This window comes from Spiroplasma kunkelii CR2-3x, assembly GCF_001274875.1.
In the GTDB taxonomy this organism is placed as follows: domain Bacteria; phylum Bacillota_I; class Bacilli_A; order Mycoplasmatales; family Mycoplasmataceae; genus Spiroplasma; species Spiroplasma kunkelii.
Genome location: NZ_CP010899.1, coordinates 476,449 through 495,660 on the forward strand (window position 1 = coordinate 476,449; position 19,212 = coordinate 495,660).

The 19,212-nt window shown below is 23.3% G+C and carries 26 protein-coding genes and 3 pseudogenes; 8 read left to right on the plus strand and 21 right to left on the minus strand.

The features are described 5' to 3' along the window. The first annotated feature begins 76 nt into the window (after positions 1-76). Positions 77-238, plus strand: coding sequence for a lipoprotein (locus tag SKUN_RS09115; protein ID WP_158500743.1), 162 nt, complete (start codon positions 77-79; stop codon positions 236-238). On the opposite strand, the pseudogene SKUN_RS11745 reads toward SKUN_RS09115, so the two are convergent. The 9 genes and pseudogenes from SKUN_RS11745 to SKUN_RS02640 all read right to left on the minus strand — a co-directional run. Beyond that, positions 233-616, minus strand: a pseudogene (locus SKUN_RS11745) (spiroplasma phage ORF1-like family protein); the annotation flags it as partial. The gene SKUN_RS09115 and the pseudogene SKUN_RS11745 overlap by 6 nt on opposite strands. Then, positions 573-1,067 (minus strand): annotated as a pseudogene (locus SKUN_RS11595) (hypothetical protein); the annotation flags it as partial. The pseudogenes SKUN_RS11745 and SKUN_RS11595, both read right to left, overlap by 44 nt. After that, entirely contained in the window at positions 1,067-1,270 is a 204-nt protein-coding gene (locus SKUN_RS02615) for a DUF2649 family protein (protein WP_053390736.1), read from the minus strand. The gene SKUN_RS02615 and the pseudogene SKUN_RS11595, both read right to left, overlap by 1 nt. Before the next feature lie 2 nt (positions 1,271-1,272). Then, entirely contained in the window at positions 1,273-1,422 is a 150-nt protein-coding gene (locus tag SKUN_RS08265) for a hypothetical protein (RefSeq protein WP_015967972.1), read from the minus strand. After that, complete coding sequence (locus tag SKUN_RS02620; protein ID WP_083436092.1) at positions 1,423-1,863, minus strand: DUF3627 domain-containing protein; 441 nt, start codon at positions 1,861-1,863, stop codon at positions 1,423-1,425. Then, positions 1,856-2,182 carry a hypothetical protein gene (locus SKUN_RS02625; protein WP_053390738.1) on the minus strand — a complete coding sequence of 109 codons (327 nt, stop codon included), beginning with the start codon at positions 2,180-2,182 and terminating at the stop codon, positions 1,856-1,858. Before SKUN_RS02625 ends, SKUN_RS02620 begins: the two co-directional genes overlap by 8 nt. Before the next feature lie 889 nt (positions 2,183-3,071). Beyond that, positions 3,072-4,448: a DEAD/DEAH box helicase gene (locus tag SKUN_RS02630; protein ID WP_053390739.1), complete on the minus strand. Its 1,377-nt coding sequence runs from the start codon at positions 4,446-4,448 to the stop codon at positions 3,072-3,074. 99 nt (positions 4,449-4,547) lie between these two features. Continuing rightward, positions 4,548-5,264 (minus strand): hypothetical protein, encoded by a 717-nt coding sequence (locus SKUN_RS02635; RefSeq protein WP_235511311.1) that lies wholly within the window; start codon positions 5,262-5,264, stop codon positions 4,548-4,550. Between the two features lie 120 nt (positions 5,265-5,384). After that, positions 5,385-5,972, minus strand: coding sequence for a hypothetical protein (locus SKUN_RS02640; protein ID WP_053390740.1), 588 nt, complete (start codon positions 5,970-5,972; stop codon positions 5,385-5,387). A gap of 526 nt (positions 5,973-6,498) precedes the next feature. Here SKUN_RS02640 and SKUN_RS10400 point away from each other — a divergent pair. The 5 genes from SKUN_RS10400 to SKUN_RS10420 all read left to right on the plus strand — a co-directional run bounded on the left by SKUN_RS10400 (position 6,499) and on the right by SKUN_RS10420 (position 9,358). Next, complete coding sequence (locus SKUN_RS10400; RefSeq protein ID WP_235511312.1) at positions 6,499-6,828, plus strand: hypothetical protein; 330 nt, start codon at positions 6,499-6,501, stop codon at positions 6,826-6,828. Between the two features lie 1,132 nt (positions 6,829-7,960). Then, the gene (locus SKUN_RS10405; protein WP_235511313.1) at positions 7,961-8,116 is read left to right on the plus strand and encodes a hypothetical protein; all 156 of its coding nucleotides are present in this window, start codon (positions 7,961-7,963) and stop codon (positions 8,114-8,116) included. A 193-nt stretch (positions 8,117-8,309) separates the two neighbouring features. Next, on the plus strand, positions 8,310-8,525 hold the full coding sequence (locus SKUN_RS10410; protein WP_235511314.1) for a hypothetical protein: 216 nt from the start codon (positions 8,310-8,312) through the stop codon (positions 8,523-8,525). Further along, entirely contained in the window at positions 8,518-8,757 is a 240-nt protein-coding gene (locus tag SKUN_RS10415; protein WP_235511315.1) for an ATP-binding cassette domain-containing protein, read from the plus strand. Before SKUN_RS10410 ends, SKUN_RS10415 begins: the two co-directional genes overlap by 8 nt. 214 nt (positions 8,758-8,971) lie before the next feature. Next, a complete protein-coding gene (locus SKUN_RS10420) occupies positions 8,972-9,358 on the plus strand; it encodes an ATP-binding cassette domain-containing protein (protein ID WP_235511317.1) in 387 nt (128 codons plus the stop codon). 117 nt (positions 9,359-9,475) lie between these two features. Here SKUN_RS10420 and SKUN_RS09765 read toward each other — a convergent pair whose 3' ends face one another. Further along, positions 9,476-10,045 carry a DDE-type integrase/transposase/recombinase gene (locus SKUN_RS09765; RefSeq protein WP_327196283.1) on the minus strand — a complete coding sequence of 190 codons (570 nt, stop codon included), beginning with the start codon at positions 10,043-10,045 and terminating at the stop codon, positions 9,476-9,478. After that, a complete protein-coding gene (locus SKUN_RS09770) occupies positions 10,046-10,564 on the minus strand; it encodes a hypothetical protein (RefSeq protein ID WP_200903016.1) in 519 nt (172 codons plus the stop codon). 117 nt (positions 10,565-10,681) lie between these two features. Here SKUN_RS09770 and SKUN_RS09775 point away from each other — a divergent pair, with 117 nt between their 5' ends. Next, a complete protein-coding gene (locus SKUN_RS09775; protein ID WP_053390741.1) occupies positions 10,682-11,149 on the plus strand; it encodes a lipoprotein in 468 nt (155 codons plus the stop codon). Between the two features lie 14 nt (positions 11,150-11,163). Here the strand turns inward: SKUN_RS09775 and SKUN_RS02670 are convergent. From SKUN_RS02670 to SKUN_RS08270, 10 genes and pseudogenes are all read right to left on the minus strand, one after another. Continuing rightward, a pseudogene (locus SKUN_RS02670) lies at positions 11,164-13,351 on the minus strand (spiroplasma phage ORF1-like family protein). An 11-nt stretch (positions 13,352-13,362) separates the two neighbouring features. Next, on the minus strand, positions 13,363-13,599 hold the full coding sequence (locus SKUN_RS02675) for a hypothetical protein (protein ID WP_015988086.1): 237 nt from the start codon (positions 13,597-13,599) through the stop codon (positions 13,363-13,365). Further along, complete coding sequence (locus SKUN_RS02680; protein ID WP_015988083.1) at positions 13,599-13,976, minus strand: hypothetical protein; 378 nt, start codon at positions 13,974-13,976, stop codon at positions 13,599-13,601. The genes SKUN_RS02675 and SKUN_RS02680 overlap by 1 nt, the downstream gene beginning before the upstream one ends. Then, positions 13,969-14,982 (minus strand): hypothetical protein, encoded by a 1,014-nt coding sequence (locus SKUN_RS02685; protein ID WP_053390742.1) that lies wholly within the window; start codon positions 14,980-14,982, stop codon positions 13,969-13,971. The genes SKUN_RS02680 and SKUN_RS02685 overlap by 8 nt, the downstream gene beginning before the upstream one ends. Next, positions 14,982-15,185 (minus strand): DUF2649 family protein, encoded by a 204-nt coding sequence (locus tag SKUN_RS02690; protein WP_015988088.1) that lies wholly within the window; start codon positions 15,183-15,185, stop codon positions 14,982-14,984. Before SKUN_RS02690 ends, SKUN_RS02685 begins: the two co-directional genes overlap by 1 nt. 2 nt (positions 15,186-15,187) lie before the next feature. Beyond that, positions 15,188-15,337 carry a hypothetical protein gene (locus SKUN_RS09120; protein WP_015988090.1) on the minus strand — a complete coding sequence of 50 codons (150 nt, stop codon included), beginning with the start codon at positions 15,335-15,337 and terminating at the stop codon, positions 15,188-15,190. Then, complete coding sequence (locus SKUN_RS02695) at positions 15,338-15,778, minus strand: DUF3627 domain-containing protein (RefSeq protein WP_083436093.1); 441 nt, start codon at positions 15,776-15,778, stop codon at positions 15,338-15,340. It lies immediately after the preceding gene. Beyond that, positions 15,771-16,097: a hypothetical protein gene (locus tag SKUN_RS02700; protein ID WP_053390685.1), complete on the minus strand. Its 327-nt coding sequence runs from the start codon at positions 16,095-16,097 to the stop codon at positions 15,771-15,773. The genes SKUN_RS02695 and SKUN_RS02700 overlap by 8 nt, the downstream gene beginning before the upstream one ends. A gap of 357 nt (positions 16,098-16,454) precedes the next feature. Next, positions 16,455-16,712, minus strand: coding sequence for a hypothetical protein (locus SKUN_RS02705; RefSeq protein ID WP_053390744.1), 258 nt, complete (start codon positions 16,710-16,712; stop codon positions 16,455-16,457). Beyond that, positions 16,712-16,819 (minus strand): hypothetical protein, encoded by a 108-nt coding sequence (locus SKUN_RS08270; RefSeq protein ID WP_235511318.1) that lies wholly within the window; start codon positions 16,817-16,819, stop codon positions 16,712-16,714. The genes SKUN_RS02705 and SKUN_RS08270 overlap by 1 nt, the downstream gene beginning before the upstream one ends. A gap of 698 nt (positions 16,820-17,517) precedes the next feature. Here SKUN_RS08270 and SKUN_RS02710 point away from each other — a divergent pair. Beyond that, positions 17,518-19,113, plus strand: coding sequence for an MATE family efflux transporter (locus SKUN_RS02710; RefSeq protein WP_053390745.1), 1,596 nt, complete (start codon positions 17,518-17,520; stop codon positions 19,111-19,113). The last annotated feature ends 99 nt before the right edge of the window (positions 19,114-19,212 follow it).

Sequence of the window (19,212 nt, forward strand, 5' to 3'; positions counted from 1 at the left end):
TTACCTCCTAATTATATTAAAATATGTTATAATTTATATACAATAATTATAACGTTTTAAATAAGGAGATAAAAATATGAAAAAATGACTAAGTATTTTAGGAACAATCGGATTAACCGCAACAAGCACAACAACACTAATCAGTTGTAAAAAACCAAATAATAAAAATGAAAACAAAGAAAACAATAAACCAGAACTATCATATAATCCACAACAACCACCAGAGAATAGTAATTAAAAAAGTATAAATAAAATTAGTTAAATCATTCAAAAAATTTTCCTTTTTAACATCATAAAATTTTTCAACCATATATGTATTTTTTTCAAGTATCTCACATGTAATAAAAACTAAAAAAAGATGAACTTGGTTTATCATAAACAACTCCCGTTGAATAGCTATCTTGTAAAAAATCCAAATACCATTTATCATTAAACGATAATTTTTTTGATGTTTTTAAAGTTGGATTAATAAAATAATTTGTCTCCGACTAATTTTCAAAAAACTGCTGCGTAAAAACATTGTATTAATAAAATCAGTTTCATTAATACCTTTATTAGTACTATTCTCTTGTTTTACCACTATGAACTTTTTTCTCATCGTGAGGACTAGTTCCATCAATATACAAATAACTTTCATCAAATAAAATAACACTATCATCGGGTGGGACTGGTTTTGTTCGGTCAGTAAAATCTAAATTCTTAAATGTTAAAACTTTTACTTTATCATCTTCTAACGGATAATTACTATAAATTTCATCTGTCAATAATTTCATAGTTTGCGATAAATAAGTTAAAAGTAATGTTTTACCAGTTCCTAATTTACCAATAATTACCGACAACGGATTATCTCAAATAAATTGAACTAACCGAAAAGCGTTTAACTGATAAAAAATATTTTTTTACAATCATCACACAAAATAAACACACTGTAAAACAAACAACAATCAAAATACCAAACCAACACAATATAAAGAAATTATCCAAAATAATAAATCAATTAAACTAAATAAAATCATTGAACCACTAATATAACAATAATTTTTAAAGAAAAATACAAACCTTTTCATTATTTAAAATACCCAACTATTTTAAAAACTATTCACAAGAAAAACCAAGTTAAGAACAAAATAACAATTCAAATACCAACCATTAAAGTTAAATATTCATTTTGTGTTAAATTTCACATTGTAATACTTTCAATATTTGTTTTATCTATAAACAAAAATATATGAATAAAAAACTCTTTTAATTTTTGTCAATCATTTTGCATATTTAAAAACTCCACATTTTTTGAATAAGTTTAAAAAACATTCCAAAAAACAAAACAATAAATAACACAAACGATATAACATATAAAAACTCAGGGGCATTTGCACCAATAATATAACTAACAAATTGAACTCAATAATCATATAAACTCATTTAATTTAAATCTTCCAAATCTTTAATTAATTGTTGCTCTTTTTCAACAGTTCAATTTATTAAATTATTATTGTTATTATTTACTTTTACTTTTTTAGGGTCACTTGAAAATAATACTTCTTTCATTTTAGTAAAATAATTTTGTTTATATTGATTATATAAATTGATTAATTCTGTTCCAGTTAAATATTTTCAAATATTTCGCTTTAAATTTTCATCATACTTTATAATAGGATAAGAATTATCATAAATCAAACCGATTGCTACTTGCTCTGAATGTTTTTCACTCGGATAAATAAACTTATTACTCAACCAAAAACCAATATGGCGATTATGATTGGGTAAATTAATAAAACTTGCTTTATCTGTTGTAAAAGGGATAAATTCCTTACTAATAAAATAATTTTCTATATTCTGATTTTTCTTAATATAATTACTCAATTTTATCAACTCCTTCAATTTGTCAATATTGAATTAATTTTTCTTTTTCAACATCAAATTCTACCTTAATTTCAAAAATATATTTTATATGCATAATAATCATAAAAATAAATGATATAAAATCAAATACAGACATAATAATTTCAAAGAATGGAAAATCTTTACCATAACTTAATATTGAAATATAAATAAAAAAACTTAAAATAAATAAATTAATAATATGTCCAAAAAAACAAATCAAATTTAATCAAAAAATATCATTAATAAAATTTTTCTTTATTTTTTTATATTCCTTAGTTGTTTTAAATTTCATATCCATAATATAATCTCCTAACTAAATGTTCATCAGTAATTTGATCTTGTGAAACAAGGTAACTTTTACGCATTAATTCATTTAATTTATTTTCTTGATTACATTTAAAACAATATCCTCATTATCTTTTTTAAGACAAGTTTTATTTAAATTTTTCATATTTACCTTCTTAATTTGTTGTTCTATATTTTGTATTTTGTAAATATACAACTATTTTTATTTGTTTGACGCCATAACATATGTCTCTCTTCATTTGCACCATTTTCAGATCAAAGCGTTCAGTTTTTAAATTAAATTTACTCACACCTTGAAGAGCCCAGTGCTGGCTTTGTGGTTTTTAACCCTTGCCACTTCTAAGAAGTAAATCTTTCGCAGATTTAATTGTAAAGTCACTATCTCTATTTTTATTGTCCTTTGATATTAAACCTGGACTTATCACGACTATGGCAAGTTATTGCGTCTATTATTTCCGGGTTGATTACCGCTGGGCTAGACCGCCTCTGGTGAAAAAAAGCACTTAGTTATTTTAAATAACCGTCCCACTCTGCATTAAGTTTTATAAAATCAAATTTTTAACAAACCAGTTTCATAATCAAAGATAATTTTTGAATTTTATAGTTTTTGATAAAATTGCTTTTGTGTTTTATCTTTTACTTTATTCAATAAATTTCTATGTTTTTCACAAGTTCATAAAACTTTATTTGATACAAATTCTTTAGTAATAAATGATATTACTTTATAACAATCATTAACATCACATATTTTTTGTTCTTTAATTATAATTGTCTCCTTTTAGGAGTTGTTTTATTTCAAATAAAAAACAACTCTTGTTAGAGTTGTTTTTTTGGAGCTTCATAGTACATTATACATTTTAAAAAAAAATTAACAAAAAACATTAAGTTTTCTTTTTAATCTTTATTAAATAATTTATTTGCTCGTTCTTTTTTTTAATTGATTCTTTAATGTGACTACGACGAACTTGTTTTTTAAATTCATCAATTTCCGCTTTTCGTTTTTTCTTATAACCAGGTTTAATTTTTTTATTATTATCTTTTGTTTTATAACGATTAATAATTTTATTAATTTCATTCTCAACTGCAAAAGAAGATTGTTTTTTAGGCCTATCATCACTAAGAACTGTTTCAACCAATTCTCCTTGTTGATTTCATTTCTTTGTTTTAAAAGTAATTCCTTTTGTCATTAATTGTTGGACTAAATTTAAATTTTTTGTATCATAAAGAACATAACTATAACCAGTATAATTTGCCCGTCCAGTACGACCACTACGATGAATATAATATTCTAAATCATTTGGTAAATCAATTGAAATAACATGACTAACACCAATAAAATCAATTCCACGCGCTGCAATATCACTGGCAATAGCATGCTTATATTCTAAATTTCGAATTCGTTTAACAACTTGTGTTCGTAATCGTGGTTCTAATCCAGCATGTAATTGGATAACAGAATAATTATGTTTTAATAACAAATCATAATACTTATTAATATCTGTTTTTTTATTAACAAAAATTAAACATAAATATGGATCAAATGTTTTTAAAAGTTTTAATAAAATTGTTTCTCGTTCTTGATTTTTTGTTGGAATTAAAATATGTGTAATGTTTTGATTTGTTATTTGATTGGCATTTAAATCTAAATAATGAGGATTTTTTAAATACTTGATTAAAAAAGGTTTTAACTCAGGTGGAATTGTTGCAGAAAAAACAGATACTTGAACATTAGGATTCACTTTGCTCAAAATATAATCAACATTTTCAATAAAACCTAAATCAAAAAGCATATCACATTCATCAATAATAAAAGTTGTTAATTTACCTAAATTTATACTTTGTTGTTCAAACAAATCTTTTAGTCGTGTTGGAGTGGCAATAATAATGTGTGGTTGAATTCGTTGCAATTGTTCAATTTGACGTTTAATATATTCGCCACCAATAAAATAATTAACTTGTAAATTTGGTTTAAATTTTTTAAAAAAACGAATATTATCATAAATTTGTTTTGCTAATTCACGGGTTGGGGTTACAATAATAGATTGAATTTTTGTTTGCTCATAATTTATATTATTTAAAATTGGTAAACAAAACGCAAATGTTTTTCCAGTTCCTGTATGTGCCTTACATATAATATTTTTATGTTTTAATAATAATGGCATTACTTTTTCTTGCACAATAGTTGGTTCAACAAATTTTAATTCAGTAAGGCCTAAATTTAAAAACCGCTTAAAACCAAATTGATTAAAATTACTCATAATTTAATCCCCTTTTCTCACCTTTCAAATTATAACATATTTAAAAAATGAAATTATTTATAATTTCATTATATAGCTTTTATTTTTTACCGGTAGTTACTAATTTTTTCACAACTGGTTTTTATTATCCTGAGCTTTAAAAAGTTCTTCTTCTTTAAGAAAATCTGTTTCAGCATTAACAATTAAATTAGCTCATCGTTCTTGTTCTAGTGCTAATGTTGTGGATGTTTCATATCCCTTACTAACAGCTATATTCATTTTTTTCAGTGCTTTTCTAGCTTGTTTTATTGTTTTTTTCAATTTTTTCTGTGTGTCTAAATATTCAATTGAATAAGGATGTGTTATTGCTTTTATAATTTTTTTTGTAACATATATTCCAATTAAGATTAAAACGGGAACTGCCACTAATAGCACAATTAATAGACTACCAACTACTTCTGCAAAATTTTTTCCGGCTTCTAATTTATAATTTTGGGGTCATTGAATCACTCCACTATTATTATTAACATTAACCGGTTGGTGTAACCATGTCATTAAATCAATTTCTTGCCCACCATAAGGAACAATAATATTTGAATATCCTCAAATAAATGATCCAGAGGATGCTAATCGCATTAATTTGTCAATTCCCAAATGACCGATTAACTGATAACCATTACCATGAAATGTTTTAATATCATTAATATTAACTGGTAATCCTTTTCCTTCTCAATAATAACCATCATAATATATTCCCAAAAAAAATAAGGTTAAAACTAAAATAATTAATACAATAATTCATATTAAAGCTATACTTCACTTGCCAAATGTTTTCATGATCCAACTTCTTTTCTTTTATATATTATAGTCCTAATTATTTAAAATTCTTAATCTTATTTTTCTATTTTATAAAAACAGGAACTAGAAAATATAGTTATTGTTAATATTACTTATTTTTTATTCATACTTTTTTCAAAGGTTTTTTTGCTGCTGTTTTTTAGCAGGTTTTTTGTTATTCTTTGAATATAACATTGTCAAGTTGCGGTAAACCTTCTTTTTTAAAGTTGCGTTAGATAATAAACCTAAATTATAGCCGCAACTATTTTCCCTAGCTAATAAATTAACATTTCTATTAGGAATAAAATATTTTATATCTGGTTCAATACACCAAACATATAAATTATTAAGATTATTAAATTGAATTAATGAATAAGCATTTAATAATTGTGATAAAGTAGTAATTGTTGGGTCAATTTGTTTTAAATCAATTTCTAATTCATAATAAGAATTATATAAATTATCTAAAAATAAATTGCCACGATTAATACAGTGTGAATTTACAGTAATATTAGTTTTTAATGGTTTATTTGTTTTAGCATCTAATATATTTACAGTATATGGTTTATATGTAAATGGATTTGGTGGTAATACGGCTTGAGGGTAAAAAAATGTTGTTTCTTCTAATAAATCATAATATAAATCACTTGTTTTAATAACACTATTTCATGCTTGAACATTACCATTTGGTTTAATAAATTTTGCCATTGTTTGTCATTCACCTTGAAAGTTTTGAAATGCAGTAATATTATCATTTAAAGTAAATGGATTTTCTGAATATGTTGTAATTTTAAAATTAGTTTTACCAATAGTTTGTAAATTAATTAAATCAATAACATAACTTTCTAATGTTCCATCAGTAGTTGGATTAAATTCTAATTTATTATCTAAATTAGTTAATTTAGTATCTTTATCTAATGCTTGAAAATCTTGTGATAATATTACAATTTCATCAGTTAAACTCCGACCGTCTTTAAATTGAATAAGTGCTAAACAAATGTTTTTACAGAATATTTAAAGAAATTTATTAATTAAAATTTAATAAATGCTTTTTTAGCGTACTTAAATATGATTAAATTAAACTATATTTATAAAATATTTTATTTTTTTAAAAAAAGAGTTTCATTTGTTAAAAATGATTTTTTTATCAAATTAAAAAGAAATATAAATTTGGAGCTTAAATATACACTATACAATAATTATTTTATTATTACCACCAATTTTATCATTCGGAATGGGGCCAAAAGGAACAGCATTTGGAAAAGTAATTTTAAGTAAAGTTAACTTTATGATTTTAACAAGTTTTATTTTACAATTATTTTTAACCACAATTGGCATTTTAATTTCTTTAGGATTAAATGCAAAAGGTGTTATTGGCATTTTATTTACAATTGGTTTTTTAAAAGCAATTGGAGCGATGATTCCATTTTTTTATAATGCAAGTAAAGGTGATGAAGCATCACAATATTTGATTAAAACCGCAGATTTAGCAAAAAATCCTGTTAAATTTAAGGACTCTGATCTTAAAAAAACATGTGATGATTTATTAAATTCGAAAACTTAGTATATAATTTTCGTATAATAGTAGTAAAGATATAGAAGATTTTGATGTGACTTCATTAGCGTGGGATATTTATTTAGTGGTCATTAAATTATTTGCTACCTGAAACCCAATTTTTTGAAATGATGTTGTTACAGAAGTTAAAAAAACAACAAATGATTACCCAATATTAGCAAATTAATTAATACTAATGTATTAGAATTTGATGGTTATAAGATAATTAAATTTAATGTTGTTAAACCTACAATTGGTAATGAAGTTACATTTACAAATAATAGTGATAAAGGAATTAATATTTTATCGGATTTTTATAATGATGTAAGTTTACAATAACCAATTACATTTTCAAGAACAAAACCATCATTTGATGCTAAAATTAATATAAATGTGTTAGATTAAACAAAATTAAAAAGTAAAACAACAAAAAATATTTATCAAATTGTATACTGTAAAACTAAACGATAAAAAGTTAATAAAACTATAACAAATTAAAAATAAAAATCAATAATTATAAAAAATAACAAATTAAAAATAATATTTTTAATATTTTAAAATTAAATATAACAAAAAAAATAGATTTTATTAATCATACACAAATATTAATTTAATTTGAAAAAATTTTTTTAAAATATTGTCTTGATGTAAAATTTCCCAAACAAGGTCTAATTGTAGTTAATCAAGTTGGCATAATACATCTCCTTTCATAAATTAAAAAATTGAAATTTGCAAACTCGCTCCGCTCGTTATTGCTCCACTCCATTAAAAAACACTATTTAATAAATTATCCGCTAATAAATTACGCGGAATAATTTATTCTTTTACTTTTTAATTTCAATATCTTTTGCAATCTTATTAACATTATTAATAACATTATCTTTACCATACTTTTTCACTAGCGACTGCAAAATAAAATGTTGCTTTGTTTGCATAATTTCAACCTCCTATAATTAACTTAAAAAAGTTAATTAAATTAATAGTTAACTTTTTATCGGTTGGCATTTACAATTTACAAATTATTAAAACAATATATAATAAATTAATTTTTTCACCAACAATTTTTGGTTATACAAAAAATAGTTATTTTTCAGAAGGAATCATTGCATCAAGTAGAATTGCATCGCTTGTTTTTAACACATTGTCAAAAACTATTCAAAATAAATTTAATAATTTTTCTTCAGATTTTCGTGAATTTTTAGATCGTAATTTATATAGTGAAAATGTTTATATTAATGATCCAGTTATGTCATTGTATACTCAATTTATTTCCCAAATATCTTATTGATCACAATAAGGAATATATTATCCATATAATGTTATTCATGATAACGAGCAACAACCAGAAGATAAATTAAATAGTTTTAAAAAAGCTCAAATAAATTATAAATTAATGGCATACTTAAATCCATGACAACAATGAGTTGTAATGTGAACAGGAAATGCTAGTGCTAGTGTATCAGGAGCAAATAATATGGCTGCAACAATGTTTGTTACCAATTAATAATTATTTAGATGTTAAAATTGATTCTGTTGCTTTTGAGACAAGTGATTCTAAGACAAAAACAAATTATTTTTTAATGGGAAACTTTAATAAACCAGTAAAATTAACTAGTTTATCTGGTTTTTATACGGGTTATTTATTAGTAATACTTGCATTAGCAGGATTAACATTATGGTGAATTACAAGAAAGGAATTTGTATAGTTATGAAAACAAAAAAAATAATTTTACACCAAATCCTGATTTAGCAATCGAGATTCATGGATTTACAAAAAAATTTAAAAAATTTGTCGCTGTTGATGATATTAATATGAATGTTGCAAAAGGGAAAATTCATGGGTTTATTGGACCAAATGGTTTAGAAAAAACCACAACAATTAAATCATTAGTTGGAGTAATTATTCCAACAAGTGGTAATTTAGTATTAATGGTTTAAAAGAAAACTCACCAGCAGCAAAAAAATTATTGGATATATTCCTAAAAATGCTAGGTTTCCAAAACATTTAAATGTTTATAAAAAATATTTAATTGAAATGAGTTATTTACGAGATGTTAAGTATAAATAATCAAAAGTAAAAGCAAAACAAATCTTAGAAAATCTAAATTTATGAAAATTTCGAACTAAGAATCCTAATACATTTTCATCATGAATGAAGAAAAAGGTCTTATTAGCACAAGCATTAATTGCGGATCCAAAGGTCCTAATTTTAGATGAATCAGCGGCTAATTTAGACCCAACTGCTCGCAAAGAATTATTCAATGATTTAATTAAAGCTAAAAACCAAGGTAATACAATTTTAATTTGTTCACATATTTTAACTGAATTGCAAGATTTGGCCGATGAAATTACAATTCTAAATTATGGTAAGGTTGTGTTTTCGGGTACTGTTATTCCAAAACTATTATCAATTTACCGTAATGGAAAAACCAATGTTAGGAAGTTTAGAAAATGCTGTAAAAAATTAAATCTTCCCATAATTGAAAAATTAGAAGATGTGTATTATACCACATACATTTTAAAGATTACAAGAAAATAACAAAAATAATAAAAATATTTATTTATAATATAAAAATATCATAAAATAAATAAATAAAAAATATAAAATTAAACAAACTAAAAATTAGTTTAAATACAAAAACTTAATAATTTAAAATTATTTAATTAAACTATTCAAAAAGTTAAATGGTGTCTGAAAATTTAAAGACTTATGAACTCTTTCAAAATTATAAAAATAATAATAATCATTTAATTTATTCTGTAAACTAACGACATTTAATATTTTTTCTTCAAATACAAATAATTTAGTATAATTTTGATGAAATCTTTCAATCTTGCCGTTTGACTGTGGAGAACGAACGGGTGTTGTCTGATGAAAAATATTTTTATCTGTTAAAAATTGAGTAAAATTAGTTTCTTTAACATTATTTTTTTGATTATTCCGATAATTATTAATAAATTCAGAACCGTTATCAGTTCTAATCCGTGTTATTTTAACACCAAATATATTTTTAAAATCACTAATTGCTTTTTTAACAGAATCAATAGCATTATCAATACTTAATTTATCATAAACATATCCTAATGCTAATCTTGTTTTTTCATCAATAAAATCATAAACATAATACTTTTTATCAACTGGAAATTTACTTGGTACAAAATATTTAGCGTCCATCTGTAATAAACCTATTTCTTTAACTTCATATCTTGGATGTTGTTTTTTAATTTATTTAATTTTATTTTTTATTTTTAATCATCTTTCATATTTTTTAAGTCAACGAAAAAATGTTTTTAAATTTTTTGGTGCTTTATTTTTTAATTCTTCTCCATGAATCCCTTTTTTTAAATTATAAAACAAAGATAAAACACCACCAGCACACTTATTACAATATTCAAAATATAAATTACAAATATTTTGACGAACTTCTTTACTATATTGATAATTAATATTATTAGGAATTGTTGACTTTAATAACAATTTATTAAAATCATTATTTTTATATGCAATTAAAATTCTATTCGCTAAATAATAAAAAGTTGAAAACTTATTTTTAAAATATTTTTTAATTAAATCTTTCAACAAAAATTTATCATTATTAATATAATAATCATTACACAAATTAATATATGAAAATATTTTTTGTTTTATTTTTTTATAATATTTATTTTTATAATTTTTACTTAAAAAATTTTTTAATTTTGCTTGTAAATCAAACAAATTAAAATTATTAATAATATATTTCATTAATTTACACCTACCATCAAAAATATATAAAATTAATATTTAATACAAAATAATTAATATATAATTGATATATAATAAAATCAATTATATATAAAACAATAAAAAGGAGTAATCTATATGAAAAAATGACTTAGCATAATAGGAGTAATCGGATTAACAGCAACAAGCACAACAAGTTTAATTGCTTGTAAAACACTTAAATCAAATAATAATAGTAAAAACGAGGGCAATAAAGCAGAAACTACACTAAAACCACAACAACCACCAAAAGATAGTAATTGAAAATTAATTACTGATTATAATTATTTTGACAAAAATATTGATGATAAATGGTATTTTTTATTTTTAAAAGATGAAAAAAAAGAATTAAGAAATTTAAAATTTAAAAATAATTCTAATAATGCTTATGGAATTATTGAATCAAATGGTTTTATTTTTTTCAAATATCTTATAAAAAATACTTATTTACGAAAAGGATTAATTAAAGGTTTTTATCGTTGAGATGGTGATGGTGAACCACAATTACCAACAATCAACAAAAACACCGGTAAAATTACTGATTGAAAAAAACAAAAAGGAACTTAATAACAGTTCCTTTTTTATATTAATCGTACAAATTTCATAAAGATAATTAATAAAAAGATATTTGTTATTGTATTATACAATGCTGGATTAAATTTTCATACTTCGAATATTTGACTAAAAAAACTATATACTGTCTCAAAAACCTTGCCAACACCACTCGCTAACTCGTTAACTTGCTTAACTCCCGGAATAGTATTAACAATTCAAATTACGGCATTTTTAATATGAGCACCAAAATATCATCAACCCTCAGGCGTTACATATTGTACTTGTCATCATTGCTTATCAGGAAATAAACCACCACTATTTATCTCTTGTCAATTATAAATCCCAAAATTAAAATCATAATATCGGTACATATCATTCTCTTTTTGAGCTTGCAATTCAAAAACATTGTAACCGATTTTTTGTTCTTCAATTTTCTTGTATTGTAAACCATATTTTGATTGTAAATCACCACCAAAAACATAACCTGAATTTAACTTAATATCATAATTATTAGCAACCGAAAAATCATAATTAAAAACACTACCATAATTATTAATGGTATAAAACCGATTTTTAAATGCTGAATATAATTTAATATCTAATTGCTTATATTTATCCGAAAAATAAAAATATCGTGGATAAATTTTAAAACCATTATTTACTAATAAACCATATTTTTTATTATAACCTTGAACATAAGTATTATTTTCTAAATCAAAAATCGTTCGTAAATAATTAGTATAAAATTTCTGTGAAATCTTAAACATACTATTTAATAATTTATCAAATTGTAATTTATCATTAATATTCTCACTCAATAAAATATTATTAAAATTTTTTAATTTCAAAGCAAAAAAGTTAACTAAAACAGTATTATACTGTAAATTATCAATATATCCATTTTCAATAAATGAACTACGATTTTGAAACACTGGCACCAAAGCACTTGCGAAAAATGACTGTAAAAAATTAGATAAATCAAAACGACCGTTAAACTGTTGAAAATATCTTAAATCTTTATTATTTATGGATGAATAAATTGAACCATTAAAATTAAAAACTTCACCCGTTCCCGTTCGTATAAAACTAAAATTAAAACTTAAATCATCACTATTAACATTATTCAACTCTAAACTACCCGAAATAATTAAATTTGCTTCATCAACAGTCAAAATCATTCGATAAATTGATTTTTTAATATTTTTAACATCCAATTCATCAACTGTCTCAAAATCAAAAATTATCCGCTTTGTTCCAACCTTATTCGGATTTTCATAATCCGCACTACCACCTTGTTGAACTCTAATATTTTCTTGCAAAACAGCAGTTAAAGAATAATCAATAAATTCTTTTACAAAATTTTGTTGATAAGTATTTCAATCAGTAATTTCACCGGTGTTTTCGTTGATAGTTGGTGTTTCAGGTTCACCATCACCATCTCAACGATAAAAACCTTTAATTAATCCTTTTCGTAAATAAGTATTTTTTATAAGATATTTGAAAAAAATAAAACCATTTGATTCAATAATTCCATAAGCATTATTAGAATTATTTTTAAATTTTAAATTTCTTAATTCTTTTTTTTCATCTTTTAAAAATAAAAAATACCATTTATCATCAATATTTTTGTCAAAATAATTATAATCAGTAATTAATTTTCAATTATCTTGTTTTAACTTAACTCTTGGATAATGATTTTCTTTATAACGCTCAACATTATCCACAATTTTTTTAGACACATCATACATATTATATTTTACGGCAAAAGCATAAATAAAATCAGTTAAATCATTTAAAAAATTTTCCTTTTTAACATCATAAAATTTTTCAACCATATATGTATTTTTTCAACTATCTCACATGTGATAAAAACTAAAAAAAGATGAACTTGGTTTATCATAAACAACTCCTGTTGAATAACTATCTTGTAAAAAATCCAAATACCATTTATCATTAAACAATAATTTTTTTGATGTTTTTAAAGTTGGATTAATAAAATAATTTGTTTCAGACCAATTTTCAAAAAAACTGCTGCGTAAAAACATTGTATTAATAAAATCAGTTTCATTAATACCTTTACCAGTACTATTTCTCTTGTTTAAGCGTATAATACTTCTCATTTAACGGTCTAAACGCCGTTAAAGTAATAAATGGAATAACCAAACCTAAAAAACTTAAAATAAATATGGCAAATAAAGATAACGATTTTTTCATAAACTTAACTCCTAACTATACAATGTTTTTGAAACAATAAACCCAACAATATATAAACTCGATATTGTTAACATTAACGGATGACTAAACAAAACTGCCATTCTACCAAATAATCAAATTAACCACGTATCAGAATTATATAAATCCATAATAATATTTTTTGCTGATGTAAATTGATTAATAATAACAGTAATAAAACCAGTTCCAAATATAGCGATTGCCTCCACCAATAAAACTAATTTAATCATTATTTAACACCTCTTTTAATTTTTGCTTGTTGTCTAATATTTTGACGTTTAATTTCTCGTTTAACTTGTTGCTTATTACTATTCTGATAAACATTTTTACCAACATTAATACCTTTTCGTACAGTTGACGAATATATTTGCGAAACACCATTATTAACTGTTGAACCTAAATTATTATACTGTGTTGATGTGCCGTGAATTGCGTAAATTGATAACTTAATAACCATAAAAAAAATTAAAAAATAAGCAATCGACGTATTTGTCATAGGTAATTTTGTATTTCAAATTACATCAAAAATAAACAAAAATATATCAAAAACAAAACTAAAAATCTTGTCTCAATTACTATTATTATTTTCAACTAATAAATTAATCATCTTTCCTATTTCCTTTCTCTTTTTTAGGTTTTAAATTCTTTTTCAAAATATCAATATCAAATAACTCCAATCGTTCTTTAACACTTAATTTTGTAATTTCCGACCAATAATATTCTTTTTTATTAATAATTTCATCATTTTTTAAATCACGCACAAATTTTAATCATTGACTATCATACTTATTGGCAAATTCAAGCGGAATAATTATTTTAAAAAACCGAATTCCTAATCCAACATCCGACTTATGTTTTACTCGTTTACCTTCTGCTGTTCGTTCTACTGATTTTGTTTTTCAAATTTCATAATCTGTTATATCTTGAAAAATTCCAATTCGCATAATAAAGAAACGATTAAAAAAATTAAATCCCTTTTTAGCAACAAGTTTTTTCAATGAAATTGGAATAATAATTCCACTTGCTAACTGGCGAATATTATTTCAAATCATACCCTCACGCTGAGCAGTAAACAACGCACGATTACCAAAATGTCTCGCTAAAACAATTCACGGTATTTTACCACTATGAACTTTTTTCTCATCGTGAGGACTAGTTCCATCAATATACAAATAACTTTCATCAAATAAAATAACACTATCATCGGGTGGAACTCGTTTTGTTATATCGGTAAAATCTAAATTTTTAAATGTTAAAAATTTAACTTTATCATCTTCTAACGGATAATTACTATAAATTTCATCTGTCAATAATTTCATAGTTTGCGATAAATAAGTTAAAAGTAATGTTTTACCAGTTCCTAATTTACCAATAATTACCGACAACGGATTATCTCAAATAAATTGAACTAACCGAAAAGCATTTAACTGATAAAAAATATTTTTTCACAATCATCACACAAAATAAACACACTGCAAAGCAAACAACAATCAAAATACTAAACCAACACAATACAAAGAAATTATCCAAAATAATAAATCAATTAAACTAAACAAAAACATTGAACCACTAATATAACAATAATTTTTAAAGAAAAATACAAAATTTTTCATTATTTAAAATACCCAACTATTTTAAAAACCATTCACAAGAAAAACCAAGTTAAGAACAAAATAACAATTCAAATACCAACCATTAAAGTTAAATATTCATTTTGCGTTAAATTCCACATTGTAATAGTTTCAACATTTGTTTTATCTATAAACAAAAATATATGAATAAAAAACTCTTTTAATTTAATTCAATCATTTTGCATTTTTAAAAACTCCACATTTTTTGAATAAGTTTAAAAAAAATTCCAAAAAACAAAACAATAAATAACACAAACGATATAACATATAAAAACTCAGGGGCATTTGCACCAATAATATAACTAACAAATTGAACTCAATAATCATATAAACTCATTTAATTTAAATCTTCCAAATCTTTAATTAATTGTTGCTCTTTTTCAACAGTTCAATTTATTAAATTATTATTGTTATTATTTGCTTTTACTTTTTTAGGTTCACTTGAAAATAACGCTTCTTTCATTTTAGTAAAATAATTTTGTTTATATTGATTATATAAATTGATTAATTCTGTTCCAGTTAAATATTTTCAAATATTTCGCTTTAAATTTTCATCATACTTTATAATAGGATAAGAATTATCATAAATCAAACCGATTGCTACTTGCTCTGAATGTTTTTCACTCGGATAAATAAACTTATTACTCAACCAAAAACCAATATGGCGATTATGATTGGGTAAATTAATAAAACTTGCTTTATCTGTTGTAAAAGGGATAAATTCCTTACTAATAAAATAATTTTCTATATTCTGATTTTTCTTAATATAATTACTCAATTTTATCAACTCCTTCAATTTGTCAATATTGAATTAATTTTTCTTTTTCAACATCAAAATCCACCTTAATTTCAAAAATATATTTTATATGCATAATAATCATAAAAATAAATGATATAAAAGCAAATACAGACATAATAATTTCAAAGAATGGAAAATCTTTACCATAACTTAATATTGAAAGATAAATAAATAAACTTAAAATAAATAAATTAATAATATGTCCAAAAAAACAAATCAAATTTAATCAAAAAATATCTTTAATAAAATCTCTCTTTATTTTTTTATATTCCTTAGTTGTTTTAAATTTCATATCCATAATATAATCTCCTAACTAAATATTTGTTTAATAAACAATGTTATAAATAATGTTTATATAATGTTTATTTATTGTAATAAACACTGATTATTAACAATGTTATAAAAAATGTTAATATAATGTTTATATATTGTAATAAACAATATTTATTAACAATGTTATAGATGAGAATGTTAATGTACTGTTTTTTTAATAAACAATGTTATTAACAATGTTAAATATATAAAATAATAAAAATTGGCACACTTAAAAATACTATTTAATTTTTAACAATAGTTATTAAAATATAAAATTATTCAATCAAATCATATAAATAGTTAGTGTGCCACAACTAAAATATATGATAAATAATAAATACTAAACTCCTTTAACCATAATACGGAAAAAATTTAATATTTTTATAATACAAAATATAGCAAACGGAATTAAAATAATTCACGCATCGCCTAAGAAAACCATTATCTCAGGTAAAATATTTGTTACACCATCCTTAACTTTTCATAATGCACTAGTTAATCCAGTTCAAATACCAGTCATACCCTCAGTCATAGTTTTAGGTGTAGGTGCTGTTGTTGTTAAAAAATTAACCGCCGTTGTTAAATACATACCTAACATTATTTTTTATCCTCCTTTCTTTCAATTTCTTTTTTATCTTTTTTATTTCGTTTAATTTGACGAATTTTTTGATAAATTCCTAAACCAATATAAAGAAAAATCCCCAATACAATAAGAACACTAAATATTGGTCGTTAATCAAATTGGCATAATATAACTCCCTTCTAAAAAATTAAAAAATTGAAATTTGCAAATTCGCTCCGCTCGTTGTCGCTTCGCTCCATTAAAAAACATTATTGAATAAATTATCCGCTAATAAATTACGCGGAATAATTTATTCTTTTACTTTTTAATTTCAATATCTTTTGCAATCTTATTAACAGTATTAATAACATTATCTTTACCATACTTTTTAACTAGCGACCGCAAAATAAAATATTGCTTTGTTTGCATAATTTCAACTCCTTAATTAAAAATATTAAAAAAAATTTACTTTCCAAAACTGTAAAAACCAAAAATACAAAATGTGTGTGGTTTCTACAAAAAATTAGAAGATGGTTTAATTTTACATTTATAAAATGGCAATGAACAAATTAAAGAAATTGCTTATCGTGCTTTTGAAGAAAAAGTAATTTTAATTACTATTAAATCATTTGTAACAAATATTACCAAAATTTATGATCGTGTTGTTTTTTCAGTTAATAAAAATTTTGGTAAAGCAAGTGCATTAAGTAATTAATGTTAAAAAACCTTAGTAAAATAATTTTTTTGAGCTATAATTATAACGAAGATTATTAATGTAGTTTTAAAATTACTTTACATAGTAAGGTTTTTTTATTTTTTTATTAGGTGGGAGGAAATTAATTTGTCAGAAGTTTTAACAGATCGTGAAAAAAAAATACGGTTTGAAAAACCTTGAAAAACAATAGCATACTTTTGTGTTCCAACTGTTTTCTTAATGATTGTTCAAGGGTTATACAATATTGTTGATAAAAGTTTAGCATTATCATTTGCCGCACCCGATTTAATTCATGACCAATTTTATATTGATGCATATAATTGGTTAAAAAATATTAGTGTTACAGAAATTCCTTTAGCTGATATGCGGTCATTTATTAATGTTGCAACTCAATATGCTTCACAAACATATAACTTACAATGGTCGTTTAGTATTATGATTGGAATGGGTTGTGCAATGAATTTTTCAATTGCTTATGGGCAACGTGATATTCCAAGTATGCGTCGAATTGCAGGAAATGGTTTTTCATTAACAGTTCTTTTTTCAATCATTGTCGCATTTGCAATTTTTTGTATTGTATTTCCGGGATGAAACGCTATATTTATTACTTCTCAAATGGTAAAACATTATAATCCAATTACAGAAAGTTTATGTTGAGAATATTCATTTCCAATGTTAGCAGCAGCACCAATGATGTTTTTAAGTTATTATTTTATGTCCTTAATTCGTAGTGAAGGACGAATGAAATGAGTAATAATTATGATTTTAAGTTCATTATTAATTAATGCCGCAGCTGCCATTTTCTTTATGAGAGTTTGTCATCTTGGAATGTCAGGAGCAATGTTGGGAACAGTTTTTTCTTGAACAGTACAAGTAATTTGAGGATTTATTATTGTTTTTAAAACAAAAAATAGTTATTCAAAATTTTACTGAAATGACTTATTCCAAATTGAAGGAAAAAATATTGCTAATTTTACTAAAGCAGGATTACCAAATTTTATTAATAATGCTGCTTTAGTCGTTACATCTTATGTTGCAATATCCCTTGTTGTTCAGTTACCAAACCAAGAATATCATAACGGGGTTGCTGTTTTTCAGGAACTTTATTCTTCAATTGTGCCATGAATGACATTAGTATTATCAGCAGGGGTTGGTGTTACACAAGGGGCTCGTAGTATTATTGCTTATAATTATGGGGCAAAAAAGAATGCTCGAATTTGAGAAGTTTTAAAACGGGTTAGTTTATTAATTATTATTTGATTTTGTTTAATGTTAATTGTCTTTATTATTTTTGGAAAATATATGATGATGTTATTTGCTTTTCCTGAAAAATATGCAACGAAATATCGTTGATGAATTGTTTTAAACTTTATGACTTATCCATTTTGTTCATTAACTTATATTGCTTTAACGTTGTTCCAAGGAATTAATCGTTCCTTTTTAGCAACATTTACAAGTAGTTTACGTTCAATTATTGTAATTTTACAATTAATTGGAATTGGTTTTAGCATTAGTCAAGCAACTGGAAATCCAATTTTCTATTATTTCTTTATTGGTTTAAATGATTTAATTTCAGCAGCAATTATTATTCCAATTTTAGTTTACTACTGAAGAAAATATCGTAACAAATTAGTTGATGAGCCTGATCCATATTTTAATGAATATCAAGAAGATTTACGAACTAAAAAAGTTTTAAAAGTGAAACATAAACAAAAAAAATAACAAGGTTTGAATATCTAAAATAGACACATAAAATTAATTTTATGTGTCTATTTTATTGAAGATTATTTGTTATTAATTATAAGATAAATTTATAAGATA